Raw genomic sequence first — 24,768 nt, 5'->3', positions numbered from 1 at the left:
AAATGCCGTCGGCTCCATGCCTCTCTTGCCCGCGCTGAAGCGGGGGGATCGGATGCGAGTTGGCGAGGTTTCGTTCTGGTATGGCGACATCGGCCTGCCCTTTCCGCGCGCGCCCTTGGCCGGGGACCGCACGGCAGATGTGGCGATCATCGGGGCGGGATATACGGGCCTCTGGACGGCCTGGTACCTGAAGCAGGCCAACCCTGCCCTGGACGTCCTGGTGATCGAGAAGGAATTCGCGGGCTTCGGTGCCAGTGGCCGGAACGGCGGCTGGCTGACCGGCGGCTTTGCCTGGAACCACCGGCGGTATCTGGAAACCTCGTCGGAACACGGGGTCCGCGCGATGGTCGAGGCGATGAACGGCACGGTGGACGAGGTGATCCGGGTCACCGAGGCCGAAGGGATCGACGCCGACATCCTGCGCACCGACGAGTTGATGGTGGCGACGAAGCCCGCGCAGCTTGGCCGGATGCGGGACGAGGTAGCGCACCGCCGGCACTGGGGCGAGGAAGACCGGGTTTTCGAGATGTCCGCCGCTGATCTGGCCGAACGCATCCGCATCCCCGGCGCGCTCGGGGCAATGGTGGTGACCAACGTCGCCCGCGTGCAGCCGGCCAAGCTGGTCCGCGGCCTTGCGGCGGCAGTGGAACGCGCGGGCGTGCGGATCGTCGAAGGGACGACCGTCACCGCTTATGAGAAGGGCCTTGTCACGACGGACCGTGGCACGGTGCGGGCACCCGTGATCCTGCGCTGCACCGAAGGCTTCACCGCCGGACTGCCGGGACGGACGCGCGAATGGCTGCCCCTGAACTCGGCCCAGATCGCGACCGAACCGCTGCCGGCCGAGGTATGGGCACGGATTGGCTGGCAGGGCCATGAGATCCTTGGCGATTTCGCCAATGCCTATTGCTATTGCCAGCGCACGCGTGAGGGGCGGATCACGGTCGGCGCGCGGGGGGTGCCTTACCGCTATGGCTCGAACCTCGACACCAACGGCGCGCCCGACGATGAGACGATCCGGCGGCTGACGGCAATCCTGCACCGGCATTTCCCGGACACGCGCAGCGCGAAGATCGACCACGCCTGGTGCGGCGTCCTGGGCGTGCCGCGCGACTGGTGCGCGACGGTCGGGCTTGACCCGGCCACGGGGCTTGGCTGGGCGGGGGGGTATGTCGGCGTGGGGGTCTCGACATCGAACCTCGCGGGACGGACGCTGGCCGACCTTGCACTTGGCCGCGACACGGACCTCGTGCATCTGCCTTGGGTCAATCGCCGCGTGAAGGACTGGGAGCCAGAGCCCTTCCGATGGCTGGGCGTGACCGGCATGTATGCGCTTCTGAACGCCGCCGACCGGCGCGAGGATCGCCCGGGGGCAGGCCCATCGAAGCTGGCCGATCTGGGGAACTGGCTGACCGGGCGGCATTAGCGACCGCCTGGCGATCACGTGGTGATTTCTCGCGCGCTCCGACGAGGAGACGAAGTCGCACGAGGAGGCCAAGCCCTTTGAAATCGTGACTTGCCAGGTCACACGCGGCTGGTGATAAGGCCTGCGGGACGCCCTTGGGGGAGGATACTGATGGCCCTGCACCGCCGCACCGTTCTTGCATTGCCGCTGCTGGCCCTGGCCCGACCGGTCTTTGCCGCCGACCGGGCCGATGTGTCCCGCGAGGTGCTGCTGATGTGGCACAAGCTGATGCTGGAACTGGTGCGCCACACCGCGACCTACACCCCCCCGGTCGCCGCCCGCGCCTTCGGTTACATTGGCATCACCGCACATGAGGCGCTGGCCTCGGGCAACCCGGCATTGCGCTCGCTGGCCGGGCAGGTCCGCGACCTTGCCCCCCTGCCCCAGGCCCCAGACGGCGTGCTTGATGCCCCATGCGTCCTGCATGCCGCCCTTCAGGCCGTGATCGCAGAGCTTTTCTTCAACACCGGCCCGACCGGCCAGCGCGCGATGGAGGCGATGGGCCGCAGGATGGGCGAAACGGCCAGCGCAGGGGTCGACGCCGCCGAGGTTGACCGCAGCGTCGCGCATGGCAAGGCCATCGCCGAGCACATCCTTGCCTGGTCCCGGGCAGACGGTTGCGCGGTGATCGAGAACATGGGCTTTCCGATGGACTACACCCCCGGTCCCCGACCGCAGGACTGGGTGCCGACGAACCTGATCCGCCTGCAGCAGGCCCCGCTTCTGCCGCAATGGGCCGGTTGCCGGACCTTCGCCCTGCCCGCCACCGATGCGGCCGACCCCGGACCGCACCCCGACTACAGCGAAGAGCCGGGATCGGAGTTCCACGCCTCCGCGCTTGAGGTCTACGAAGTCAGCCGCAGCCTGACCGACGAACAGAAGCTGATCGCGCGCTTCTGGTCGGATGACCCGATGCTGACCTTCACACCCCCCGGCCACTGGATCGCCATCGTCCTGCAGATCGCCGAACGCGACGCCCTGCCAGCAGAAACAGTCGCCTCCGCCCTGGCCAAGCTGGGGGCGGCGCAGGCCGATGCCTTCATCTCGTGCTGGGACACCAAGTACCGCTACAACCTTCTGCGCCCGGTCACCTACATCAAGCGCCATATCGACAAGGCGTGGGAGCCCCTTCTCATCACTCCGCCCTTCCCGGAATACACCTCGGGCCACTCGACCCAGTCGGGTGCGGCCTCGACCGTGCTGACGGCGGTCTTCGGCGACAACTTCGCCTTTGACGATACCACCCATGTCGACGAAGGCTGGGGCGTTCGCAGCTTCCCCTCTTTCGCGGCGGCAGCGGCAGAGGCGGCGATGTCACGGCTTTACGGCGGCATCCACTTCCGCTTCGGCAATGAAAAGGGCCTGGAACAGGGCCGTGCAGTCGGTGCCTACGCCGCCGCCCTGCGGACCGAGGCATGATGCGTGCTTTCCTGCTTGCGGCCACCGCCGCCACCCCCGTTCTTGCCGAACCGGTCATCCCGACCTTTACCGATGAAACCGCAACCGCCGGCTTCGCGACCGTCTTCGAGGGCGACTGGGAGTACATGGTCGGCGGTGGCGTCGCGACCTTCGACTGTTCGGGGGACCTCAAGCCCGAGGTCTTCCTGTCGGGTGGGGCCGGCCCCTCTGCGCTTTATCTGAACCAAAGCGAAGTCGGCGGCGCTTTGGTCTTTCAGCAGACCGACGCGATCCGTCTTGACGCCGTGGCCGGTGCCTATCCGCTCGACATCGACAGCGACGGCGTGATGGACCTTGTCGTCCTTCGGGTGGGCGAGAACCGGATCCTGCGCGGCCTTGGTGACTGTGCCTTCGAGGATGCCACCGCCGCCTGGGGCTTCGATGGCGGTGACGCCTGGTCGACCGCCTTTGCCGCGATCTGGGAGAAAGGGCAGACCTGGCCCACGCTGGCCATCGGCAACTATGTCGACCGCAAGGAAGAGGCCTTCCCCTGGGGGTCCTGCACCGACAACTGGCTGCACCGGCCCGACGCGGACGGCTTCGCTCCGCCGATCCCGCTGACCCCGTCCTTCTGTGCACTTTCGATGCTGTTCACCGACTGGAACAACTCGGGCCAGTGGGCGCTGCGGGTGTCGAACGACCGCGAATACTACAAGGGCGGGCAGGAGCAGATGTGGCACATCGATCCGGGCCAGCCTCCAAGGCTTTACACCGAGAAGGATGACGGCTGGAAACGCCTGCGGATCTGGGGGATGGGCATCGCCGCCGCCGACATCACGCGCGATGGCTATCAGGACTACTACCTGACCTCAATGGCCGACCAGAAGTTCCAGATCCTGAAGGACCCCGCCACGGGCAAGCCCGACTATGCCGACCTTGCCTTCAAGACCGGGATCACCGCGCACCGGCCCTACACCGGGGGCGACCTTCGGCCGTCGACGGGCTGGCACGCGCAGTTTGTGGACGTGAACAACGACAGTCTGCTCGACCTTTTCGTGGCCAAGGGCAACGTCGCGAAGATGCCGGACTTCGCCGAGAAGGATCCGAACAACCTGCTTCTGGGACAAGAGGATGGCACCTTTGTCGAGGCAGGCGACCGCGCGGGCGTGGCCAGCATGGGAATCGCCCGGGGCGCGCAGGTTGTCGACCTGAACCTCGACGGTCTGCTTGACCTTGTCGTCGTGAACCGCTGGACCCCCGCCGAGGTCTGGCGCCAGACCGAGGCTTCGGCCGGCAACTGGATTCAGCTCCGCCTGCAGCAGGACGGGCCGAACCGCGATGCCATCGGCTCGATCATCGAGATCCGTCGCGGCGAGACGGTCGAGCGGCACGAGATCGCATCCGGTGGCGGGCATGTCTCGGGCTCGGCCGGGTGGCTGCACTTCGGGCTGGGCGGGTCTGAAACGGCCGAGCTGCGGATCATCTGGCCAGACGGACAGGCGGGTGAGTGGACGTCGCTGCCCGCCAGAAGCTTTCAGATTCTGCGGCGGGACGCGACGCCCGAAGCCTGGACACCCGGCTGATCGCCATTAGCGAATCGGTCGCGTGCGGGGTAAGCCGGTTATGGCCTGTCGCGCTACGGTTGCGTTCGGACCGGGCTTGGCTGCCGGAATGCCCGAAATGCATGCTCCGGGTGGCTCTCCGGATACCCCGACACGCGCAGGTTTTCTGGCCATATTGCCACAGTCCTCTCGCCGGACAGGCAGCGGTGGCGACGTCGAAGCCCCAGCCGAGAATCGGGACGAAACGCTTGATTTCCAACATTTTGAATGAAAAACCCGACAGCAATCCGCGCGAGGACGGCCAGTCGGCTGCAACCCCCGCTGCGCAACCGCGCGTCCTCGCACGACATTTGCCTCTTTCACACAGGCCGCCAAGACGTTGAAATGCAAACCGGAGTTTTGGTCCTCTGCATCCGGGGTACCCTGGTGATGAGTATCGGTGATGCAATGTGATACCTTCCCGTACCGAGGAAGAATGGACGACGGGCAATGCAAGGGCCAACGCGGATCGATCCAAGCCAGGTTGACGAGCCTTTCGAGGTCGACGGAGAGGCATTTGCCGATGATCTGAAGCCGGGCACCACTCTTCTGGACGGGCAGTACATCATCCAGGGGTTCCTGAATTCCGGCGGCTTCGGGATCACCTATCTTGCAAAGGACAACCTTGGCCGGACGGTCGTCATCAAGGAATGCTTTCCAAGCGCGCTCAGCCGCCGGTCGGGAACAAATGTCCGCGCGCGGTCACGCAAGCACATCGGGGACCTGCAAAGCTTCGTGCAGGGATTCGTGCAGGAAGCCCGCCGTCTGGCTGACCTTGTCCACCCGAACATCGTCGGGGTCCATCAGGTTTTCGAGGACAACGGCACCGCCTACATGGCGATCGATTTCATCAACGGGAAGGACCTGCACGACATCCTCGATTCGACCGATCGGGCCTTTACGCCCGCGGAAGTCGTTATCCTTCTCAAGAAGATGCTCAGCGCGGTGGAATTCATCCACGAAAGCGGCATCCTGCATCGCGACATCTCGCCCGACAACATCCTCATCGACCAGTCCGGCAATCCGATCCTGATCGATTTCGGTGCCGCCTCTGAACAGATGGTGCGGGCAACCCGCGTGCTGACCGGGCGGCGGGTCGTCAAGGACGGCTACTCGCCGCAAGAGTTCTATCTGACGGGCGCCGAGCAATGGCTGTCGAGTGACCTTTATGCCCTGGGGGCAACCTTCTTTCATGTCATTACCGGGAAGGTTCCGCCCGAAAGTCAGCGCCGGCTGGCAATGGTCGCCGAAGGCTCGCCCGACCCCTACGAACCCCTGGCAGGCCGGTTTGCCGGCTATCCGCCCGGCTTTCTTGAAGCGATCGACCAGGCGACGCGGGTCATGCCGCGCGACCGGATCCAGTCCGCCACGGACTGGCTCGACCTGATCGAGGAAGGTGAACGCAAGGCTGCCGCCGAGCAGGCCGGTACGGCCTCTGCCATGACCGGGCGGGGCCACGGGGTGTCCGGGTTCCTTTCGGCCAACATGGGATACCTTATCGGGGCCGGGCTGGTTCTGGCCTTTGTCGGCATCGCCACCCTGTGGACCCTTCTGTCCTGACTGCGACGGCCCCGTCATCACCGGGGAAAAGACGGGGTGACGCCGGCGTAACCGGGCGGACAGTGCAACGCTGCGTGCGGCGGTTTAAATCAGAAGGTTAGGGAGCGGCGGCCCGGTCTTTTTCCTGTCTTGCCTTTGTCTTCCTTCCGTCTCCACGCGCGCGGGGTTTGCAGCGCGTTAACCAAGACCCGCGACCCGCCCCGACCGCGCCCTAAAGCCCGAGCGCGCGGAAGACCTTTGGCAGCTCTTCGGGCAGGTCCTCGGCGATCAGGCCAGGGCCGAAGGAGCGCGCGCATTCGACGTGCAGCCATGCCCCGGTGCAGGCGGCGTCGAAGGGGGGGAAGCCCCGGGCCAGAAGTCCGGTGATGAACCCCGCCAGAACGTCGCCCGATCCAGCGGTGGCAAGCCACGGCGCCGCCCGGTCGTAATGGGCGGAGTTGATGGCCGCGCGACCCGAAGGGTTGGCGATCACGGTGTCGGGACCTTTGAAGAGGACAGTGCAGCCCGCCCGCTTCGCCGCCTCGCGCGTGGCGTCGACCTTGGAATAGGCGGGGCCTTTGGTAGCGGGCTGGCTGAATTTTTCGGCGATGTCGGGGAAGAGGCGGGCGAATTCCCCGGCGTGAGGGGTCAGAACACATCCCTCATGCAGGGCGGCGAAGAGGTCGGGGTCTTGCGAGAGGAGGGTGAGGGCGTCGGCGTCGAGGACGAGTTTGGGTGGGTTTCGCCGGTCTGAAGCCCGGCCTACGGGTGCCGATGTAGGCCGGGCTTCAGACCGGCACTTCAACGCCACCGCCGCCACCTCCCGCCCCCGGGCATCAAGCCCCAACCCCGGCCCGACGCAGAGCGCGTTGATCCGCCCATCCGCCAGCGCCTCCTCCAGCGCCAGCCCATCCGCCACCCCCCGCAGCATCACCGCATCCAGCCGCGCGGCGTTCTCGTGGATCGCGTCGGGCGGACAGCCAAGCGTCACGAGCCCCGCCCCGATCCGGAGCGCGCCCCGCGCCGAAAGCCGCGCCGCGCCGCCGCGCCCTGTGGGGCCGGAGAGGATAAGGGCGTGGCCGTGGGAGTACTTGTGGCCTTGCGCTTTCTCAAGGAGGGACAGGGAAGGCCGGGTCGCATCGGCAACCTGGTCCGACTGCGGACCGGCCAGAAGCGCGTCCATCTGCCGGTCAAGCCCGATGGGCACCACCTGCAGGCGGCCCGAGAGAACGGCACCGTCAGCAAGGAAATGGCCGGTCTTCGCCCGCTCGAACGTCACGGTCAGCGCAGCAGGAAAGTCGGTGTAGCCGCTGTCGGAAAGGATGCGGCCGGAGTCGGCGCAAACCCCGCTAAGGATATCCACCGCGACAAGCCGCGCCCCGGCTTCCTGCGCCATGACGAGGCTGCCCCAGACCGCCGGCGGCACGGGGCGGGAAAGGCCGGTGCCGAAGACGGCATCGACGCAAACGGTCGCTGCACGGAGGATCGGCCAGTCGAGATCGGCCAGCGGCTGGACGGTTCCCATGTCCCGCCAACGGTCATGGTTCGCCCGCGCATCCGCCGGCAGGCTTGCCGGGTCGCCGAGGAGGAAGACCGCTACCTCCCAGCCCCATTCCTTCAGCAGCCGCGCGACGACGAACCCGTCGCCGCCGTTGTTGCCCGGCCCGCAGAGGACCACCGCCCGGTGCGAGGTGGCGCGCAGCTCCGGCCATTCCTCGAAGATCGCCTCGACCACGCCCCGCCCGGCACGCTCCATCAGTTCAAGGCCCGTAACTTCGCCCGAGGCAATCGCCGCCTGTTCGATGGCCCGCATCTCGGCGGCGGTCAGGAGTTCGGTCATCTTCGCCTCAGCTTCACAAACTGCCCGCCTTTTTGGCGCTTTGCACAATTTTCAGGCACACATCCCGGATTCCCCGCCAGGCTACAGGTATCAAGACCTTGTCACATTGTCCCCCCGCCTAGGAAGTGGTCAGACGGGCAAAGACGGAACCCGGGGGGAGTCGGCCCATGAAGAAAGTCGAAGCGATCATCAAGCCGTTCAAGCTGGATGAGGTGAAGGAAGCGCTTCAGGAAGCCGGGATCCAGGGCCTTTCGGTGACCGAGGTCAAGGGCTTCGGGCGTCAGAAGGGCCATACCGAGCTGTACCGTGGTGCCGAGTATGTCGTGGACTTCCTTCCCAAGGTGAAGATCGAGGTCGTGCTGACCGACGACATGGTCGACCAGGCGGTCGCGGCCATCGTCGCCGCGGCCCGCACCGACAAGATCGGCGACGGCAAGATCTTCGTCACCCCCGTCGAACAAGCCATCCGCATCCGTACCGGCGAAACCGGTGACGATGCCGTCTGACGTGCAGGCCTGAGAATTTTCATTGAAAATTCTTAGGCTTGTCCCGAAACCGGGCTTCACGGCCCTAACCGAAACCAAACCGAAAGGCAGAATGATGAGCGCAGTCAAGAATGCTCTGAAACTGATCAAGGACGAGGAAGTCGAATACGTCGACATCCGCTTCACCGACCCCAAGGGGAAGCTCCAGCACGTGACGCTGGTGGCTGACCTCGTGGATGAGGATTTCTTCGAGGAAGGCTTCATGTTCGACGGCTCGTCGATCGCGGGCTGGAAGTCGATCGACCAGTCCGACATGAAGCTGATCCCGGATGCGGGGTCGGTCTACATCGACCCGTTCTACGCCGAAAAGACCATGGCGGTGCATTGCAACGTGGTCGAGCCGGACACCGGCGAAGCCTATAGCCGCTGCCCGCGCCAGACCGCGCTGAAAGCGGAAGCCTACCTCAAGTCGAGCGGGATCGGTGACGCGGCCTATTTCGGACCGGAAGCCGAATTCTTCATCTTCGACGACGTCCGCTACTCGGTGACCCCCCGCAAGGTGGCCTACGAGATCGACGCCGAAGCCGCCGCCTGGAACACCGACACCGTGACCGAGGGCGGCAACTACGGCCACCGCGCGGGCCACAAGGGCGGCTACTTCCCGGTGAACCCGATCGACGAGGCGCAGGACATCCGCGGCGAGATGCTGAGCACCATGAAGCGGATGGGGATGCGGGTCGACAAGCACCACCACGAAGTGGCGACCTGCCAGCATGAACTCGGGATGATCTTTGGCGGGCTTGTCGAGCAGGCCGACAACATCCAGAAGTACAAGTACGTGATCCACAACGTGGCCCACGCCTACGGCAAGACCGTGACTTTCATGCCGAAGCCGATGAAGGGCGACAACGGGTCGGGCATGCATGTCAACATGTCGATCTGGAAGGGTGGCAAGCCGCTCTTCGCGGGCGACAAGTATGCGGACCTGAGCCAGGAGGCCCTGTGGTTCATCGGCGGCATCCTGAAGCACGCGAAAGCGCTTAACGCGCTGACGAACCCCGGCACCAACAGCTACAAGCGCCTGATCCCGGGCTTTGAAGCGCCGGTGCTGCGCGCCTATTCGGCCCGCAACCGGTCGGGCTGCGTCCGTATTCCGTGGACCGAAAGCCCGAAGGCCAAGCGCGTCGAGGCCCGCTTCCCTGACCCGTCGGCGAACCCGTACCTCGCATTCTCGGCCCTTCTGATGGCCGGCCTTGACGGGATCAAGAACAAGATCGATCCGGGTCCGGCCTCGGACAAGGACCTTTACGACCTGCCGCCGGAAGAACTGGCGGAAATCCCGACTGTCTGCGGTTCGCTGCGGGAAGCTCTGGAAGAGCTGGAGAAGGACATGGACTTCCTCCTTGCCGGGGACGTGTTCTCGAAGGACCAGCTCGAGGCCTATATCGCGCTGAAGTGGGAAGAGGTCTACGCCTACGAACACACGCCGCACCCGGTCGAGTACCAGCTGTACTACAGCTGCTGACAGCATCGGCAGCGGGACAGGGGCGCCTCCGGGCGCCCCTTTTCGTTCCGGCAAGGGCGTTGCGGGGCCGGGGCGGCTGGTCTACCCTTCAGGTTGCAACGCGCAGGAGGACCTTCATGGCAAACCAACCGCTGCGCCGAACACCCCAGCGTGCCGCGCCGCCCTCCGACCGCCCGAAGATCTGGGCCGAGGGGGAACAGCGCCCGCCGTTCTCCATGCGTGGCCTGCGCCGGGCGACCCTGCACCTTTCGCGTGAGGGCGTGGCACCGCTGAACGCCCGGGCCGCGCGGGCGCTACGGCGGGGGGCGGTCAGCGTGGCGGGCGGGACCGGACGCATCCCGGAGGGGAAGCTTGGCCGGGTGGAGCGTTTCGTGCCGTCGCATCTGCGCGTCGCGGCCTGGATCAAGAATGCGGGGGCCGTCTTCGCCCATGCCAGCGCGGTGGCCGACATGGATGTCACGCGGGGCAATGCGCTGGTGGCCGAGATCGAGGCGCATCTCTGGCCGGACGAGGCACTTGTCCCGCCGGCGGATGAGCTGCCGGCTGACCCCGCGCCGTCAGCCTTCGGGGCGGATGCGCCCCCGGTCGTTCTGGCCGAGCCGAAGGTGGAACCTGATCCCCTCGCCGTCATCCGTGGCGATCTGGAGGGGAAGCCGGCGGCGGACAACCGCAGGGCACCCGACCCTGCCCTGCCGCCTGCGCCGCCCGGTTCGGTGGCGACGACGGCAATCCAGGTCTCTGGCTACCTTCTTGGCTGGGGGACGGTGATCCTGGCCCTGCCCTACGGCGCCCTGCGGTCGCTTTGGCTGTGGCGTGCGCGGAACGTCGATCTGCGGCGCGTCGGGCTGGACGGCTGAGGTCAGGCGAGGGCGCGGGTCACGAAGGCGATGACCTCGCTGCGGACGGGGTCGGCCTCGAACGCATCGCCGCCGTGGCCGGCGCCCGGGACGAGCGCATAGTCGATCGGTGCATCCGGGTCAGCCGCTGCCCAGGCGTCGCGCAGGCGGCGGGCCTGGAGGTCGGCGACCATCGGGTCGGCGTCGCCGTGGCGGATCAGGATCGGCGGCAGGGGTTCCTTCAGGCGGTCCAGCCGCCCGACCGGACCCATCGCGCGGGCGGCAGCGCGGTCATCGCCGACGGTAAAGCCGAGAAGCTGGCTTTCCGGACTGTCGGCGGCGTCGGTCGCGCCCATGACCGGCTTGCGGCCGAGAGCGGCAAGATCCTCGTCCATCGTCGAAAAATCCATCGGCCCGTAGAAGCTGACGACCCCCCGCGGGGGCAGGCCGATCTCGACGAGGCTGAGCGCGGTCGAGACGGCAAGGAAGGCCCCGGCGGAATGGCCCAGAAGGACGATCCGCGAGGGGTCAAGGCCCAGCGCCGCCCCTTCGCGCTGAAGGTGGACGATGGCGGCAAGGATGTCGTCGCCCTGCGCGGGCCAGCGGTCGGTGCCGCTGAGCCGGTAGTTCGGGCGGACGACGGCGATGCCTGCGGCGAGGAGTTCGGGCCAGATCGCAAGGTCGGACTTGTCGCCCATCTTGAACGCGCCGCCATGGATCATCATCAGGACGGGTGCGGGGCCGGACCCTGCGGGAAGGGTCAGGTCCATCACCTGCCGCGGCCCCGTGCCATAGGCGATTTCGGTGCCCGTCTGCCGGCCAAGACGCCAGTAGGCGACGGCACCAGCGGCGGCAGCCAGGCCACCGACAAGAAGGGTTCTGCGGATCAGTCCTGGCATGGGGTCTCCTAATGCACTGCGTCGCGCAGGGCGGAAAGTTCTTCGGCTGTCACGGCCTTTGCGTCCACCACATAGGTATGGATGGTGAAGACCACCGCTTTCGTGACGGGCAGCCGGATCAGGCATTGGCGTTCGCAGCGGATGAAGACATGGTCGGTCGGCCTTGGCCGCCGTTCCCCTTCGCGGCGCGGCTGGTGCAGCACGAAATCGTCATAGGTCAGGTAGTTCATCCGCCAGAGCGGCTGTTCCGGCCGGATCGCATCGAAAAGCCGGGCGACGCGCTTGCCGATGTCGGCGTCATAGATCGGGACGGGGTCGTGGATGCCCGTGAGGCTGCGGCCAAGCTTCTGCGCCAGCGTCCAGCTTGCCGGAAAGCAGAGGATGCCGCCGGTGAGGGCGTATTCCTCGCCCGCCTTTTCCATGAGGCAGAGGTCTTCCTGCACCAGCCGGCCCAGCGTCAGCAGGGGTGCCGAGGGGTCGAGCGGCACAGTGACATTGTCGGGCCGGGTAACTTCACCGTCGGCCACCACAAAGCCTGGCATCCGGCGCAGGCGATTGAGAACCAGGGCGTAAAGCTCTTCCGCGGCGGGGACGCCTTCGGGCAGAAGGGCGTGCACCACGCCGGGCCTCTCGGCGATCAGCCGGTCGCGCAGCGCCATCTGCTGGGCGTAGGCTTCATCCGTACGAAGCCAGTCGTCACCCTCGACCGGCAGGATACCGGGCAGGCGGCGGGTGCGCGGGTCGACCCACGGAAGGTGCGGCAGGCGGTCCTGCAGGATCGGTCCGGACTGAAGGGCGTCTTGCGTCGGGGTCAGCATGGCGATCTTTGACCATCGATCCTCTGCGGCTGCAACCAACACGTTTGCGACATGGCGCGGGTCGGCGATGGTTGAGCGGTCCTCTGCGGTCCGGGCAAGCTTTCCGCCCAATACGGAGGCCAGTCATGAACACCTTCCACCGCGACCGCCGGAAGATCGACCCCACGCGCCCGGACCGACTGGGGGACGGCACGCCCAATGACAATGACCGGGTCGAGATCGGGCCGACGCAGCTTGCCTTCCGCGAATGGGAGGCGGCGGGACTTGAGCTTCCAAACCTCGCCCGGATGCGCGAGGCGCGCTGGCAGAAGCTGGTGGCCGGGCTGATCGCGCGGGATTACGGCGGCCTCCTGATGTTCGACCCCCTGAACATCCGCTATGCGACCGACACCACCAACATGCAGCTTTGGAACACCCACAACCCGTTCCGGGCCTGCCTTCTCTGCGCCGATGGGCACATGGTGATGTGGGAATACAAGAACTCACCCTTCCTCGTGACCTTTAACCCCTTGGTGAAGGAGCTGCGGTCGGGTGCGACGTTCTTCTACAATTCCACCGGCGACCGGGGGCGCGAGGCGGCGGAAGGCTTCGCGCGGCAGGTCGATGAGGTGATGCGCGAACATGCCGGGACGAACCGGCGACTGGCGGTGGACAAGATCATGGTCCATGGCCTCCGCGCGCTGGAGGCAATCGGGTTCACCGTCGAGGAAGGCGAGGAGGTGACGGAACGCGTCCGCGCGGTGAAGACCCCGGATGAGATCCTGGCGATGCGCTGCGCCCACCATGCCTGCGAGGCGGGAATTGCCGAGATGGAGGCCTTTACCCGCGAGAACGTGCCTTCAGGGACGGTCAGCGAGGATGCGATCTGGGCCGAGCTTCACGCCGCCAACATCCGGCGGGGGGGCGAATGGATCGAGACGCGGCTTCTCGCCTCCGGCCCCCGGACGAACCCGTGGTTTCAGGAATGCGGGCCGCGGCTGGTGCAGCCGAACGAGATCGTGGCCTTCGATACCGACCTGATCGGCGCCTACGGGTTCTGCATCGACATCAGCCGGACCTGGTGGGTCGGCGACGCGCGCCCCTCGAACGCGATGGTTTCGGCGTTCCACCATGCGCTTGACCATATCGCCGACCACAAGGCGCGGCTGAAACCGGGCGTGACGATCGAGGAACTGGTGATGGGCGGCCACCAGCTGGCGCCGGAATACTGGGCGCAGAAGTACAGCTGCAAGATGCATGGCGTCGGGCTTTGCGACGAATGGCCTTATGTGAATTACCCCGACGGCTGGACTCCGGGGGCCTTCGACGCGGCGCTAGAGCCGGGGATGGTGCTGTGTGTCGAGGCGCTGGTCAGCCCCGAGGGCGGGGATTTCTCGATCAAGCTGGAGGATCAGGTGCTGATCACCGACACCGGCTGCGAGACGCTGACGCGCTATCCCTTCGATCCGCGGCTGATGGGGTAAGGCGCACCCCTCAGGGGGCGAGGCGGGCCAGAAGACCAAGGTGATCCGACCCATGGGCGGGGCGCAGGTCGATCCGACCGCCGACCGTTGCGAAGGCATGGTCGATGGGAAGGGTCAGCACCGGGGCGAAGCCGAGGAACGTGCCGTTCGACGGGCCAGCCGGGACCACCCGTGCGGCGGCGGCCATCTGGCGCACCGAATGGCCCCAGCGCACCATGTTGAAGTCGCCCGCCATGGCAACCGGCCCTTCCAGACCAGCCAGCGCCGGAAGGAGTCCGGCGACCTGATCCTGCTGACTGTGGGGCCAGGGCCAGTGCAGGTGGACCGACACAATCCAGACCGGGGTTTCGCCTTGGGTGGTGGGCAGGATCGCCTGCATCGCCGCAAGTCCAGGGGCGCAGACGACCGCCTCCGGCACGGGCGTCAGGCTGGTGGCGACCGCCACCGCACCAACGGGTTCGTCGCCGCAGACCTGCTGGTGGGGAAAACGGTCAGCAAGGGCGGCAAGAAGGGCGCGGTTCGAAACCGAGACCTCCTGCAGGGTCAGGGCCACGGCATCCGTCTGGCGGATGTCAGCCTCAAGCGCGGCAAGCTCGGCGTTATCGAAGCGCATGTTTTTCTGGTAAAGCGTCAGGCTTCCCGACGGCCCCGGCAGTAGGGTCGCGAAAAACACCGGCCCACCCGCGATAAAGGCGAACAGGATCGACCAAAAGGCCGCGACCCTGAGGCCCAGCATCGAGGCGGCAATCGCCAGGACAAGCACCGCGCCAACGGCAAGCGGGCGCCCGACCGCCAGCGAATCGCCGATCGGGTGCAGCCAGCCGAGGAACCCGCCCAGAACCGCAAGGATCGCCAGCGTCAGCCCGGTTCCCACCAGAAACGGCGCCACGCTGATGTCTTCGTCGTCCTCGTCGTCAATCGACGCCACGGCCTGCTCCCTTTGCGCCCTTGCCTGACTGGCGCGACACGTTCCCTTCCGGGACCTTCAATCCAATCACTGCGGCATAAATGAGGTATCCGTACAGCGCCAGCCCTGCCGGACAGCCCTATTGCAGGTCGACGTAGCGCCCGATGGTGACAGTCCCGTCATCGGCGGTGAAGCGGATGTCGATACGCTGGCGGTCGACGTCAAAGCAGGTCCAGCGGTCGGAGGGCGGCCAGAGGGAACAGTAGCGGTCCTCGCGCACCTCCCACCGGCCGAAGCTTTCGCCGTAAAGCGTGCGGCCATCGGCGAAGAAGTCCTGGAGCGTGCCGTCGGGATAGCCAAGGACGCGGGCGGCAAGGGCGGCCGCGATCGCGGGGCCGTCAAGGCGTTCCCAACCCTCGGCCAGCGAGGGTGCCACGCCAAGTCCGGCCCAGATGGCCAGAAGCGCCACCCTGATCCGCATCGAAGCCTCCTTGCGCGCCATCCCTCTGCAGCGTAAGCGCTGCGTGCCGTGTCCGTCCAGCCTGAGGCCGCCCATGATCCCGCGCTATTCCCGCCCCGAGATGGTGGCGATCTGGTCCCCCGAAACCCGGTTCCGGATCTGGTTCGAGATCGAGGCCCATGCCTGCGACGCACAGGCCGCTTTGGGCATCATCCCGAAGGAAAATGCCGAGGCGGTGTGGCGGGCGAAGGACGTCGAATTCAACGTGGCCCGGATCGACGAGATCGAGGCGGTCACCAAGCATGACGTGATCGCCTTCCTCACGCACCTCGCCGAGCATATCGGAGCCGAAGAGGCGCGGTTCGTCCATCAGGGGATGACCAGTTCGGACGTCCTTGACACGACGCTGAACATCCAGCTGGTCCGCGCCTCGGACCTCCTCCTCAAGGGGCTGGACCGGGTGCTTGCCGCCCTGAAGGCCCGCGCCTACGAGCACAAGGATACCCTCCGCATCGGCCGCAGCCACGGTATCCATGCCGAGCCGACGACAATGGGCCTGACCTTTGCCCGGTTCTTCGCCGAAATGCAGCGCAACCGCGAACGGCTGGTCAACGCCCGCGCCGAAGTGGCGACAGGGGCGATCTCGGGCGCGGTCGGCACCTTTGCCAATATCGACCCCCTCGTCGAAGCGCATGTCTGCAAAATGCTGGGCCTTCGCCCCGAGCCGATCTCGACCCAGGTCATCCCGCGCGACCGACACGCGATGTACTTTGCCACGCTGGGGGTCATCGCCTCGAGCATTGAGAACATCGCGATCGAGATCCGCCACATGCAGCGGACCGAGGTGCTGGAAGCGGAAGAGTTCTTCTCGCCGGGGCAAAAGGGCAGTTCCGCCATGCCGCACAAGCGCAACCCCGTGCTGACCGAGAACCTGACCGGACTTGCGCGCCTTGTCCGCATGGCCGTGGTCCCGGCGCTGGAAAACGTGGCACTTTGGCATGAACGCGACATCAGTCATTCCAGCGTCGAACGGATGATCGGGCCGGATTCCACGATCACGCTGGACTTCGCGCTGCACCGGCTGGCGGGCGTGGTCGAGAAGCTGGTGATCTACCCCGAGAACATGCTGAAGAACCTGCACAAGTTCAAAGGCTTGGTGATGAGCCAGCGCGTGCTTCTTGCCCTGACCCAAGCCGGTGTCAGCCGCGAGGACGCCTACCGCCTTGTCCAACGGAACGCGATGAAGGTCTGGGAGAAGGGCGCCGACTTCAAGACCGAGCTTCTGGCCGACCCGGAGGTTACCGCGGCCCTTTCGCCCACCGAGATCGAAGAGAAATTCGACCTTGGCTATCACACCAAGCACGTCGACACGATCTTCGCCCGCGTTTTCGGCACTGCGTCCTGAGCGCACAGCGCGGGTGCTGTCGCGCGGATAACATCCGAACGACACCCAAGCGTCACCGGGGCGTCGTGCTTGTCGGCTGTCCTGAGGCTCCCTCTCATGCATGGAAGGAGTGACCCATGACCGAAGATCGCGACGTTGAAGTTCCCCACGAGGTTGCCGGTTTCGTCGCCGAACTGCGCCGCCTTGCCGATGCGCTGGAGAAAGGTGAGGCCTTCACCATCCATGTCGATGGCGAGGACGTCACGATTCCGCAAGGCGCGCAGTTCTCGGTGGCCCATGAACGGGAAGACGGCGAAGTGGAACTGGAGTTCCAGATCACCTGGACGATGACCGACGAGGACGACGAGGGTGATGAGGATGACGAGCCGGAAGATGACAGGGCCGAGGCCGTCCCTGCCTGATCCCGCGCCGATCCGGACGCCCCCGCCGCTCCCGGCAGGCCGGGCAGGTCGGGCGGGGGCACAAAGTTCGGGCATCTGACGGAAGCGTGATCCGGCTGCGGCGGCCTGCCGCAACAATTGCCGCTTGAATGCGCGGCGACTGTGCTACCTTTCGTGAAATTGCCGAAAGGTCGTCCGATGCGCATGATCCTTGCCGCCGCCCTTGCCCTGACCCCGCAGCTTGCGCTTGCGGTCAGCAGCGACGACAGCGAGCCGCCGAAGCCGACCGAGACCAGCACCGAATGTGCCAAGGGCGAGGTCTGGGATGACAAGACCAAGACCTGCATCAAGGCGGACAGCAGCAGCCTGAACGACGACCAGCGCTATGGCGCGGTGCGCGAACTGGCCTATGCCGGGCGGCCCGACGAGGCGCTGGCGATCCTTGCCACGATGACCGAGGGTGAGACGCCCCGTGTCCTGACCTATCAGGGCTTCCTTCTGCGCCAGACCGGCCGGGTCGAGGAAGGCATCGCCGCCTATGAGCGCGCCATCGCGCTCGATACGACCAATATCCTTGCCCGCAGCTACTACGGTCAGCTTCTGGTACAGATGAACGAGATGGAGCTGGCACAGCTTCAGCTTGCCGCGATCCGCATGAATGGCGGTGGCGGCACCTGGGCCGAACGCGCCCTTTCCGACGCCATCACCACCGGCGTCACGACGACCTACTGAACCCTGTAACCCAAAGAAGGAGGACACCCATGAAGATCGCACTGACCCTCTCCGCGCTTGCCCTCTCGGTGATGCCGGCAATGGCCTATTCCGGCTGCAGCGGCGACAAGGTGAAGGCGGAAACCGCCTCGTCCTGCATGCCGGGCTCGACCTGGGATGCGGCGAAGGGCGCCTGCGTCGAAAACCCGTCGAGCTGAGGCGGGCGCGGCTAAGGCCGCGTTAACCCGGAACCGCGAAGCTTCTGTCGGGGAATCGGCTGAGGCTTCGCATGACCAAAGACATCGTGCCGCTTGCGCGGCTTTTCCCTGACCGTCGCGCCGTCACCTCCATAGGCCCGGTGCGGCGGGTTCTGACCCCCCGGCAGAAGGCTGCGGTGATCGTCCGCTATCTTCTGACCGAAGGCACCACCCTTCCCCTCGCATCGCTCCCTGAACACATGCAGGCCGCCCTGGCCGAGCAGATGGGGCAGATGAGGCTGATCGACCGGACCACGCTCGACGAGGTGGTGGCCGAGTTCATGGCCGAGCTTGAATCGGTCGGCCTTTCCTTTCCCGGCGGGATCGAGGGGGCGCTGACGATGATGGACGGGCATATCTCGCAATCGGCCGCCTCGCGCCTGCGCCGCATGGCCTCCACCTCCTCGAAGATCGACCCGTGGGAGCGGATCATCGCCCTGCCCGTCGACCGGCTGATGCCGATCCTGCAGGACGAGGCGGCCGAGGTAGGCGCAGTGATGCTGTCGAAACTGCCGGTGGCCAAGGCCGCCGAGATCCTGGGCCGGCTGCCCGGCGACCGGGCGCGGCGGCTGGCCTATGCGGTGTCGCAGACCGGCAATGTCGATCCCGAAACCGTGCGGCGGATCGGGGCGGCCCTCCTCGCCGATCTCGACAACCAGCCGCCCCGCGCCTTCGACGCAGGTCCGGTCGAACGGGTGGGGGCGATCCTGAACGTCTCGCCCGCGACAACGCGCGAGGACGTGCTGCAGGGGCTTGAGGCGGAGGATGCGGGCTTTGCCGCCGAGGTGCGGCGCGCGATCTTCACCTTCGTCCATATCCCGGCGCGTCTCGCCCCGCGCGACGCGCCGAAGATCACCCGGCTGGTCGAACAACCGGTGCTGGTCACGGCGCTGACGGCCGCGCAGGGCAAGCCGGGGCTTGAGGAAGCGGCAGAGTTCCTTCTGGCCAACATCTCGCAGCGGCTGGCGCAGGGCTTGCGGGAAGAGATGGCGACGCGCGGCAAGGTGAAGGAAAAGGACGGCGAAGAGGCGATGGCCGCGATCATCACCGCGATCCGGACACTGGAGGCCAGCGGGGAGGTGACGCTGATCCAGCCCGAGGAGGAGTGAGGCGCCCGGTCAGCGCCGGACCGCTGCGACGCACCGGTTTTCTGCGAAAACCGGGACCCGGGCGGCAGGCCTGCCCGACTGATGGATGCGTCCATTCTGTGCGGGGCAATCGGCTGGCCCTGACAGGACGGATCGATCTTTCGCAGAAAGATCGTCTGCGATCCTTCGTCGAAGGATCGTGGGGACGCCGCCGCCCCTTGCCGCCCTGCCCCGGTCCCTCTAGCTTCCCGGCGCGATGCATACCCCGGCCCACTCCCCCACGCGCGGCATCCTTCTGATGATCGCGGCGATCCTTCTCTTCACCGCGATGGATGCCACCGCGAAGGGGCTGATCCAGCGATACCCTGCGCCGCAGGTGATCTGGGTGCGCTTTGCCGGGCAGCTCGTGATCGTCCTCATCCTCCTGCGCCATCACCTCGGCCCGGTCCTGCGGACCCGCTTCCCGGTGCTGCATTTCTGGCGCTCCGCCTCGCAGTTCGGGGCGACGACCTTCTTCTTCCTGTCGCTTTCGCATATCGGCCTGGCCGAGGCGACCGCCATTGCCGACATCAATCCTGTGCTCATCACGCTTGGCGCAGCACTTTTCCTGGGCGAAAGGCTGGGGCCACGGCGGCTGGCGGGCGTCATCGTGGCACTCATCGGGGCCCTGATCGTGATCCGGCCCGGGGCCGGGGTCTTCACCTGGTGGGCGCTCTTGCCGCTGCTCTGCGCCCTTTCCTACGCGACCTCGGCGCTTCTGACGCGCAAGATCGGTGCTCAGGAAAGCGTCTGGGCCTCGATGGTCTATGCCGCGCTGTTCGGGACCATCGTCGCGGGGGCGGCCCTGCCCTTCGTCTGGCAGCCGGTGGCAACGGCGGACCTCTGGCTTTTCGGGCTGATCGCCTGCCTCGGCACCGGGGCGCAGCTTTGCATCATCCGCAGTTTCTCGATCACCGAAGCCTCGGTCGTGGCGCCCTTCGCCTATCTCGGGATCGTCTTCGCCACCGGCTGGGGCATCCTGCTTTTCGACCAGTGGCCTGACCGCTGGACCGTGATCGGTGCGCTTGTGATCGTGGGCGCGGGACTTTATGTCTGGCACCGCGAAACTAGGGCGAGCCGCCCGAGCTGAGAGTCATGGCCGACACGCCGCCCTTCGTCTTGCGTCACTGGCTGCAAGACCGCCTGCTACGCGGCCTGATCTGGCTGCTTCTGTGCCTGCCCTACCGGTGGCGGGTGCCGCTGTGCGGCTGGGTCATGTCGCGGGTGATCGCGCCGGTCGCAGGCTATCGCCGGCGGGTGCGGCAGAACCTGGCGCTGGTCCTGCCCGGTCTGCCCGCGGATGAGGTCGACCGCATCGCCCGCGCGGTGCCCGACAACGTCGGACGGACGGTGATCGAGATCTATTCCGGCCCCGAGTTCATCGCCCGCGCCGTGGCGCAGCCCCTGACCGGCGGCGGCGTCGCCGCACTGGAAGAGGCGCATCGCTTGAGGCGCCCGGTGATCCTGGTGACCGGCCATTTCGGCAATTACGACGCCAGCCGCGCCGCCCTCATCGCCCGGGGCTACCGGGTGGGGGCGCTCTACATGCCGATGGCGAACCGGTATTTCAACGAACACTACGTCAAGGCGATCTCGGGCATCGGCACGCCGCTTTTCCCGCGCGGACGGGCGGGGCTTGCGGACATGGTGCGCCATTTGCGGTCGGGCGGGATGCTGGGGATGCTGGTCGACCAGCACATGGGCCACGGCGAGGAGCTGACCTTCTTCGACCGCCCGGCGCTGACCGCGCTGTCCGCCGCAGAACTTGCACTTAAGTACGATGCCCTCCTGGTGCCGACCTATGCGGTGCGGAAGGCGGACGGCCTGTCCTTCGACATCATCGTCGAGCCGCCGATTCCGGCCGGCACGCCGGAAGAGATGACCCAGGCGCTGAACGACAGCCTCGAGGCGCTGGTGCGCCAGCATCTGGACCAGTGGTTCTGGATCCACCGGCGCTGGAAGGTGCCGCCGCGTTAGGACTTCAGTCTATCCGCGCCGCGGCAAGAATCGCGGCCGGCCCTTCGGACTGAACAAGCACCGCACCGGGCTCGGTCCCGGGATAGGGCACGGTAATCTCCATCGGCTCCTGCCCCGACCAAGCGCCCAGCGCCTCCCACGAGGTCACGATGTTGTGGTAGGTGATCGTCTTCCCGGCATTCTCGCCGCGCTCGATCGTCACGGTTTCCTCGGGCTTGTAGCGCACCAGCTGCACCCGCGCCGGGGCCTCGAAGGGCCGGTCCGCCCTGGCCCGGATGACCAGCGTATCGCCCATTCGTTCGATGCTGAGGTCGACCGAGGGCACGACCGACAGGTGCTTTTGCAGCTGCGCAGCGGTCTCCTCTGGGGCAAACCCCTCGATCCGGTCCTGGCCGCCGATGATCAGTTGCGGGGTATAGATCGTCCGGCTGCCGACCGCGCGGGCATAATCGCGCTGGCGTTCCGAGAACTTCGGGTGCGCGAAGCGGTCGGCCCAGCCGATGTAGTCCCAGTAGTCGACATGAAGCGCCAGCGGCAGGACCCGCGGGTTCGCGGCCAGCATCGCGACGAATTCATCCGCCGGCGGGCAGGAGGAACAGCCCTGCGAAGTGTAAAGCTCGATGACGACAATGTCCTCGGCCAGTGCCGGAGCAGCTGCCGCCAGCCAGAGGCCGCAAGCGGCGCTGACGAAGTGTCGCATGATCCGTTTCCTGATCCCTTGAACGTCTTCCGTGTTATAGGGAGCCCATTCCCCAGCCGCCAATCAAGGTTTTGCGAGAGCCGTGACATGAACTGTCAAAAAAACCGGAGGATCGGACAGGATATGGGGCTGGATATTCGGCATACAATTGCATACAATGCGCGCCAGCAGCCGCCTTCTTCAGGAGCCACCCGATGACCGTCACCGTTGGACATGACCAAGCCCGTACCCGCAAGACCCTGACCGCGGGGGGCCAGACCGTCAGCTACTACTCGATTCCGGCTGCCGAAGCGGCGGGTCTGGGCGAATTCTCGAAGCTTCCGGCCAGCCTGAAGGTGGTGCTGGAGAACATGCTGCGGTTCGAGGATGGCAAGACGGTGACGGTCGACGACATCCGCGCCTTTTCCGACTGGGGCAAACAGGGCGGGAAAAGCGCCCGCGAGATCGCCTATCGCCCGGCGCGCGTCCTGATGCAGGACTTCACCGGCGTTCCCGCCGTGGTCGACCTTGCCGCGATGCGCGACGGGATCAAGGGCCTGGGCGGCGACGCGCAGAAGATCAACCCCTTGAACCCGGTCGACCTTGTCATCGACCATTCGGTGATGATCGACGAATTCGGCCACCCCCGCGCCTTCCAGCTGAACGTCGACCGCGAATATGAACGGAACATGGAACGCTATGTGTTCCTGAAATGGGGCCAGAAGGCCTTCCGCAACTTCCGCGTCGTGCCGCCCGGCACCGGCATCTGCCACCAGGTGAACCTCGAATACCTCGCCCAGACCGTCTGGACCGACACCGACCAGAACGGCGCGGTCGTGGCCTATCCTGACACCCTCGTCGGCACCGACAGCCACACCACCATGGTCAACGGCCTTGCCGTCCTTGGCTGGGGCGTCGGCGGGATCGAGGCCGAGGCGGCGATGCTGGGCCAGCCCGTGTCGATGCTGATTCCCGAAGTCGTCGGCTTCAAGCTGACCGGCGAGATGAAGGAAGGCACCACCGCGACCGACCTTGTCCTCAAGGTCGTGCAGATGCTGCGCAAGCACGGCGTGGTGAACAAGTTCGTCGAATTCTACGGCGACGGCCTCGACCGCCTGCCGCTGGCCGACCGCGCCACGATCGCCAACATGGCCCCGGAGTATGGTGCGACCTGCGGCTTCTTCCCGATTGACGCCGAAACGCTCCGCTACCTCCACATGACCGGCCGCGAGGAATCGCGGATCGCGCTGGTGGAGGCCTATGCCAAGGCCAACGGCATGTGGCGGGATGAGGCCTACGATCCGGTCTACACCTCGACCCTTCACCTCGACATGTCGACCATCGTGCCGGCCATCTCGGGCCCGAAACGCCCGCAGGACTTCCTGCCGCTGACGGATGCAAAATCGAGCTTCGCCAAGGAGATGGACGCGAGCTTCAAGCGCCCGATGGGCACCTCGGTGCCGGTGAAGGGCGAGGATTACGCCATGTCCTCGGGCAAGGTGGTGATCGCTTCCATCACCTCCTGCACCAACACCTCGAACCCCTACGTCATGATCGGCGCGGGATTGGTGGCGCGGAAGGCGCGCGCGCTGGGGCTGAACCGCAAGCCCTGGGTGAAGACCTCGCTTGCGCCGGGATCGCAGGTCGTCAGCGAATACCTGAACGCCGCCGGGTTGCAGGAAGACCTTGACGCCGTGGGCTTCAACCTTGTCGGCTATGGCTGCACCACCTGCATCGGCAACTCCGGCCCCCTGCAGCCCGAGATTTCGGCGGCAATCGCGGAAGGTGATCTTGTCGCCGCCGCCGTCCTGTCGGGCAACCGCAACTTCGAGGGCCGCATCAGCCCGGACGTCCGCGCCAACTATCTCGCCTCGCCGCCCCTGGTCGTGGCCTATGCGCTGGCCGGTGACATGAACATCGACCTCACCTCCGAGCCCCTCTGCACGTCGAAAGACGGCAAGCCCGTCTACCTGAAAGACATCTGGCCCACGAACAAGGAAATCGCGGACCTCGTGCACGCCACCGTCACCCGCGCCGCCTTCCAGAAGAAGTATGCCGATGTCTTCAAGGGCGACGCGAAGTGGCAGGGTGTCGAGGTCACAGACAGCGAGACCTATGACTGGCCGCCCACCTCGACCTACATCCAGAACCCACCCTATTTCCAGGGCATGTCGAAGACCCCGGGCGTCATCAGGAACGTGACTGGCGCGCGGATCCTCGCCCTACTCGGCGACATGATCACGACCGACCACATCAGCCCCGCAGGGTCGTTCAAGGCCACGACTCCGGCTGGGAAATACCTGACCGAGCGCGGCGTGCCGGTGTCGGAGTTCAACAGCTACGGCGCCCGGCGCGGCAACCACGAGGTGATGATGCGCGGCACTTTCGCCAACATCCGCATCAAGAACGAGATGTTGGATGGGGTGGAGGGCGGCTTTTCCAAGGGGCCGGACGGTCAGCAGACGAGCATCTTCGAGGCCTCGATGGCCTGGCAGGCGCAGGGGACACCGCTGGTCGTGATCGGCGGCATCGAATACGGTGCCGGCTCCAGCCGCGACTGGGCGGCCAAGGGCACGGCCCTTCTGGGCGTCAAGGCGGTGATCGCCGAGTCCTTCGAACGCATCCACCGGTCGAACCTCGTCGGCATGGGCGTCATCCCCTTCGAATTCCTGCCCGGCGAGACCCGCAAGACCCTTGGCCTCAAGGGCGACGAGGTGATCTCGATCGAGGGGCTCGACGGCGACCTGAAGCCGCTCAGCCTTGTGCCCTGCCACATCCGCTATGCCGACGGCCGCGAGAAGACGATCCAGATCAAGTGCCGGATCGATACCGCGATCGAGATCGAGTATGTCGAGAACGGCGGCGTGCTGCACTACGTGCTGCGGAACCTCGCGGCCTCGTAAGCGGCGGATACGATCCTTCTGCGAAGGATCAGGTCACCGATTTTTCGCAGAAGAATCGGGCGGCGCAGAGACCCTGCGCCGCCGATGATCCCG

General features: G+C 66.2%; 22 protein-coding genes. 16 read left to right on the top strand and 6 right to left on the bottom strand.

Annotation, left to right across the window (positions count from 1 at the left end; translation table 11 throughout):
• Positions 1–16: 16 nt before the first annotated feature.
• From AC2D9V_RS12160 to AC2D9V_RS12145, 4 genes are all read left to right on the top strand, one after another.
• Positions 17–1,426 (top strand): NAD(P)/FAD-dependent oxidoreductase, encoded by a 1,410-nt coding sequence (locus AC2D9V_RS12160; RefSeq protein ID WP_484714330.1) that lies wholly within the window; start codon positions 17–19, stop codon positions 1,424–1,426.
• Between the two features lie 150 nt (positions 1,427–1,576).
• Entirely contained in the window at positions 1,577–2,884 is a 1,308-nt protein-coding gene (locus AC2D9V_RS12155; protein WP_484714329.1) for a vanadium-dependent haloperoxidase, read from the top strand.
• Positions 2,881–4,446 (top strand): CRTAC1 family protein, encoded by a 1,566-nt coding sequence (locus AC2D9V_RS12150; RefSeq protein WP_484714328.1) that lies wholly within the window; start codon positions 2,881–2,883, stop codon positions 4,444–4,446. Before AC2D9V_RS12155 ends, AC2D9V_RS12150 begins: the two co-directional genes overlap by 4 nt.
• A 468-nt stretch (positions 4,447–4,914) precedes the next feature.
• Positions 4,915–6,024 (top strand): serine/threonine-protein kinase, encoded by a 1,110-nt coding sequence (locus AC2D9V_RS12145; RefSeq protein ID WP_484714327.1) that lies wholly within the window; start codon positions 4,915–4,917, stop codon positions 6,022–6,024.
• A gap of 211 nt (positions 6,025–6,235) precedes the next feature.
• On the opposite strand, the gene AC2D9V_RS12140 is transcribed toward AC2D9V_RS12145, so the two are convergent.
• Positions 6,236–7,843 carry an NAD(P)H-hydrate dehydratase gene (locus AC2D9V_RS12140; RefSeq protein WP_484714326.1) on the bottom strand — a complete coding sequence of 536 codons (1,608 nt, stop codon included), beginning with the start codon at positions 7,841–7,843 and terminating at the stop codon, positions 6,236–6,238.
• Positions 7,844–8,010: 167 nt separating this feature from the next.
• Here AC2D9V_RS12140 and AC2D9V_RS12135 point away from each other — a divergent pair, with 167 nt between their 5' ends.
• From AC2D9V_RS12135 to AC2D9V_RS12125, 3 genes are all read left to right on the top strand, one after another.
• Positions 8,011–8,349, top strand: a complete 339-nt coding sequence (locus tag AC2D9V_RS12135) for a P-II family nitrogen regulator (RefSeq protein ID WP_484714325.1) — start codon at positions 8,011–8,013, stop codon at positions 8,347–8,349.
• 94 nt (positions 8,350–8,443) lie between these two features.
• Positions 8,444–9,853 carry a type I glutamate--ammonia ligase gene (gene glnA, locus AC2D9V_RS12130; protein ID WP_484714324.1) on the top strand — a complete coding sequence of 470 codons (1,410 nt, stop codon included), beginning with the start codon at positions 8,444–8,446 and terminating at the stop codon, positions 9,851–9,853.
• 116 nt (positions 9,854–9,969) lie between these two features.
• A complete protein-coding gene (locus AC2D9V_RS12125) occupies positions 9,970–10,710 on the top strand; it encodes a hypothetical protein (RefSeq protein WP_484714323.1) in 741 nt (246 codons plus the stop codon).
• A gap of 2 nt (positions 10,711–10,712) precedes the next feature.
• On the opposite strand, the gene AC2D9V_RS12120 is transcribed toward AC2D9V_RS12125, so the two are convergent.
• Both AC2D9V_RS12120 and AC2D9V_RS12115 read right to left on the bottom strand, forming a co-directional pair.
• Positions 10,713–11,588: an alpha/beta fold hydrolase gene (locus AC2D9V_RS12120; protein ID WP_484714322.1), complete on the bottom strand. Its 876-nt coding sequence runs from the start codon at positions 11,586–11,588 to the stop codon at positions 10,713–10,715.
• 8 nt (positions 11,589–11,596) lie between these two features.
• A complete protein-coding gene (locus tag AC2D9V_RS12115; protein ID WP_484714321.1) occupies positions 11,597–12,406 on the bottom strand; it encodes a heme-dependent oxidative N-demethylase family protein in 810 nt (269 codons plus the stop codon).
• Positions 12,407–12,531: 125 nt separating this feature from the next.
• Here AC2D9V_RS12115 and dddP point away from each other — a divergent pair, with 125 nt between their 5' ends.
• On the top strand, positions 12,532–13,869 hold the full coding sequence (dddP, locus tag AC2D9V_RS12110; protein WP_484714320.1) for a dimethylsulfonioproprionate lyase DddP: 1,338 nt from the start codon (positions 12,532–12,534) through the stop codon (positions 13,867–13,869).
• A 10-nt stretch (positions 13,870–13,879) separates the two neighbouring features.
• Here dddP and AC2D9V_RS12105 read toward each other — a convergent pair whose 3' ends face one another.
• Entirely contained in the window at positions 13,880–14,797 is a 918-nt protein-coding gene (locus AC2D9V_RS12105; protein ID WP_484714319.1) for an endonuclease/exonuclease/phosphatase family protein, read from the bottom strand.
• 118 nt (positions 14,798–14,915) lie between these two features.
• Positions 14,916–15,257: a hypothetical protein gene (locus AC2D9V_RS12100; protein WP_484714318.1), complete on the bottom strand. Its 342-nt coding sequence runs from the start codon at positions 15,255–15,257 to the stop codon at positions 14,916–14,918.
• A 73-nt stretch (positions 15,258–15,330) separates the two neighbouring features.
• Between AC2D9V_RS12100 and purB the strand changes: the two genes are divergently transcribed.
• The 7 genes from purB (at position 15,331) to AC2D9V_RS12065 (ending at position 21,093) form a co-directional block, all read left to right on the top strand.
• Positions 15,331–16,641 carry an adenylosuccinate lyase gene (gene purB, locus AC2D9V_RS12095; RefSeq protein WP_484714317.1) on the top strand — a complete coding sequence of 437 codons (1,311 nt, stop codon included), beginning with the start codon at positions 15,331–15,333 and terminating at the stop codon, positions 16,639–16,641.
• Positions 16,642–16,757: 116 nt separating this feature from the next.
• Positions 16,758–17,042, top strand: coding sequence for an amphi-Trp domain-containing protein (locus AC2D9V_RS12090; RefSeq protein ID WP_484714316.1), 285 nt, complete (start codon positions 16,758–16,760; stop codon positions 17,040–17,042).
• Between the two features lie 177 nt (positions 17,043–17,219).
• The gene (locus AC2D9V_RS12085; RefSeq protein WP_484714315.1) at positions 17,220–17,753 is read left to right on the top strand and encodes a hypothetical protein; all 534 of its coding nucleotides are present in this window, start codon (positions 17,220–17,222) and stop codon (positions 17,751–17,753) included.
• Between the two features lie 29 nt (positions 17,754–17,782).
• The gene (locus tag AC2D9V_RS12080; RefSeq protein ID WP_484714314.1) at positions 17,783–17,950 is read left to right on the top strand and encodes a hypothetical protein; all 168 of its coding nucleotides are present in this window, start codon (positions 17,783–17,785) and stop codon (positions 17,948–17,950) included.
• A gap of 71 nt (positions 17,951–18,021) precedes the next feature.
• On the top strand, positions 18,022–19,098 hold the full coding sequence (locus AC2D9V_RS12075) for a flagellar motor switch protein FliG (protein WP_484714313.1): 1,077 nt from the start codon (positions 18,022–18,024) through the stop codon (positions 19,096–19,098).
• Positions 19,099–19,333: 235 nt separating this feature from the next.
• The gene (locus AC2D9V_RS12070) at positions 19,334–20,206 is read left to right on the top strand and encodes a DMT family transporter (protein WP_484714312.1); all 873 of its coding nucleotides are present in this window, start codon (positions 19,334–19,336) and stop codon (positions 20,204–20,206) included.
• 5 nt (positions 20,207–20,211) lie between these two features.
• Positions 20,212–21,093, top strand: a complete 882-nt coding sequence (locus tag AC2D9V_RS12065; RefSeq protein ID WP_484714311.1) for a lysophospholipid acyltransferase family protein — start codon at positions 20,212–20,214, stop codon at positions 21,091–21,093.
• A 4-nt stretch (positions 21,094–21,097) separates the two neighbouring features.
• Here AC2D9V_RS12065 and AC2D9V_RS12060 read toward each other — a convergent pair whose 3' ends face one another.
• Complete coding sequence (locus AC2D9V_RS12060) at positions 21,098–21,793, bottom strand: DUF1223 domain-containing protein (protein ID WP_484714310.1); 696 nt, start codon at positions 21,791–21,793, stop codon at positions 21,098–21,100.
• Between the two features lie 194 nt (positions 21,794–21,987).
• Between AC2D9V_RS12060 and acnA the strand changes: the two genes are divergently transcribed.
• Positions 21,988–24,675 (top strand): aconitate hydratase AcnA, encoded by a 2,688-nt coding sequence (acnA, locus tag AC2D9V_RS12055; protein WP_484714309.1) that lies wholly within the window; start codon positions 21,988–21,990, stop codon positions 24,673–24,675.
• Positions 24,676–24,768: the final 93 nt, after the last annotated feature.

This window comes from Tabrizicola sp. T46 (assembly GCF_057219895.1).
This window is presented reverse-complemented; position numbering and strand designations above follow the sequence as displayed.

Excerpts from the sequence above, each read along its gene's own strand:
- AC2D9V_RS12125 (WP_484714323.1), top strand. The coding sequence starts at position 9,970 with ATGGCAAACCAACCGCTGCGCCGAACACCCCAGCGTGCCGCGCCGCCC.
- AC2D9V_RS12060 (WP_484714310.1), bottom strand. The coding sequence starts at position 21,793 with ATGCGACACTTCGTCAGCGCCGCTTGCGGCCTCTGGCTGGCGGCAGCT.
- AC2D9V_RS12155 (WP_484714329.1), top strand. The coding sequence starts at position 1,577 with ATGGCCCTGCACCGCCGCACCGTTCTTGCATTGCCGCTGCTGGCCCTG.
- AC2D9V_RS12100 (WP_484714318.1), bottom strand. The coding sequence starts at position 15,257 with ATGCGGATCAGGGTGGCGCTTCTGGCCATCTGGGCCGGACTTGGCGTG.
- AC2D9V_RS12085 (WP_484714315.1), top strand. The coding sequence starts at position 17,220 with ATGCGCATGATCCTTGCCGCCGCCCTTGCCCTGACCCCGCAGCTTGCG.
- AC2D9V_RS12120 (WP_484714322.1), bottom strand. The coding sequence starts at position 11,588 with ATGCCAGGACTGATCCGCAGAACCCTTCTTGTCGGTGGCCTGGCTGCC.
- AC2D9V_RS12140 (WP_484714326.1), bottom strand. The coding sequence starts at position 7,843 with ATGACCGAACTCCTGACCGCCGCCGAGATGCGGGCCATCGAACAGGCG.
- AC2D9V_RS12080 (WP_484714314.1), top strand. The coding sequence starts at position 17,783 with ATGAAGATCGCACTGACCCTCTCCGCGCTTGCCCTCTCGGTGATGCCG.
- AC2D9V_RS12135 (WP_484714325.1), top strand. The coding sequence starts at position 8,011 with ATGAAGAAAGTCGAAGCGATCATCAAGCCGTTCAAGCTGGATGAGGTG.
- AC2D9V_RS12070 (WP_484714312.1), top strand. The coding sequence starts at position 19,334 with ATGCATACCCCGGCCCACTCCCCCACGCGCGGCATCCTTCTGATGATC.
- glnA (WP_484714324.1), top strand. The coding sequence starts at position 8,444 with ATGAGCGCAGTCAAGAATGCTCTGAAACTGATCAAGGACGAGGAAGTC.
- purB (WP_484714317.1), top strand. The coding sequence starts at position 15,331 with ATGATCCCGCGCTATTCCCGCCCCGAGATGGTGGCGATCTGGTCCCCC.
- AC2D9V_RS12075 (WP_484714313.1), top strand. The coding sequence starts at position 18,022 with ATGACCAAAGACATCGTGCCGCTTGCGCGGCTTTTCCCTGACCGTCGC.
- AC2D9V_RS12160 (WP_484714330.1), top strand. The coding sequence starts at position 17 with ATGCCTCTCTTGCCCGCGCTGAAGCGGGGGGATCGGATGCGAGTTGGC.
- AC2D9V_RS12065 (WP_484714311.1), top strand. The coding sequence starts at position 20,212 with ATGGCCGACACGCCGCCCTTCGTCTTGCGTCACTGGCTGCAAGACCGC.
- acnA (WP_484714309.1), top strand. The coding sequence starts at position 21,988 with ATGACCGTCACCGTTGGACATGACCAAGCCCGTACCCGCAAGACCCTG.
- AC2D9V_RS12145 (WP_484714327.1), top strand. The coding sequence starts at position 4,915 with ATGCAAGGGCCAACGCGGATCGATCCAAGCCAGGTTGACGAGCCTTTC.
- dddP (WP_484714320.1), top strand. The coding sequence starts at position 12,532 with ATGAACACCTTCCACCGCGACCGCCGGAAGATCGACCCCACGCGCCCG.
- AC2D9V_RS12090 (WP_484714316.1), top strand. The coding sequence starts at position 16,758 with ATGACCGAAGATCGCGACGTTGAAGTTCCCCACGAGGTTGCCGGTTTC.
- AC2D9V_RS12115 (WP_484714321.1), bottom strand. The coding sequence starts at position 12,406 with ATGCTGACCCCGACGCAAGACGCCCTTCAGTCCGGACCGATCCTGCAG.
- AC2D9V_RS12150 (WP_484714328.1), top strand. The coding sequence starts at position 2,881 with ATGATGCGTGCTTTCCTGCTTGCGGCCACCGCCGCCACCCCCGTTCTT.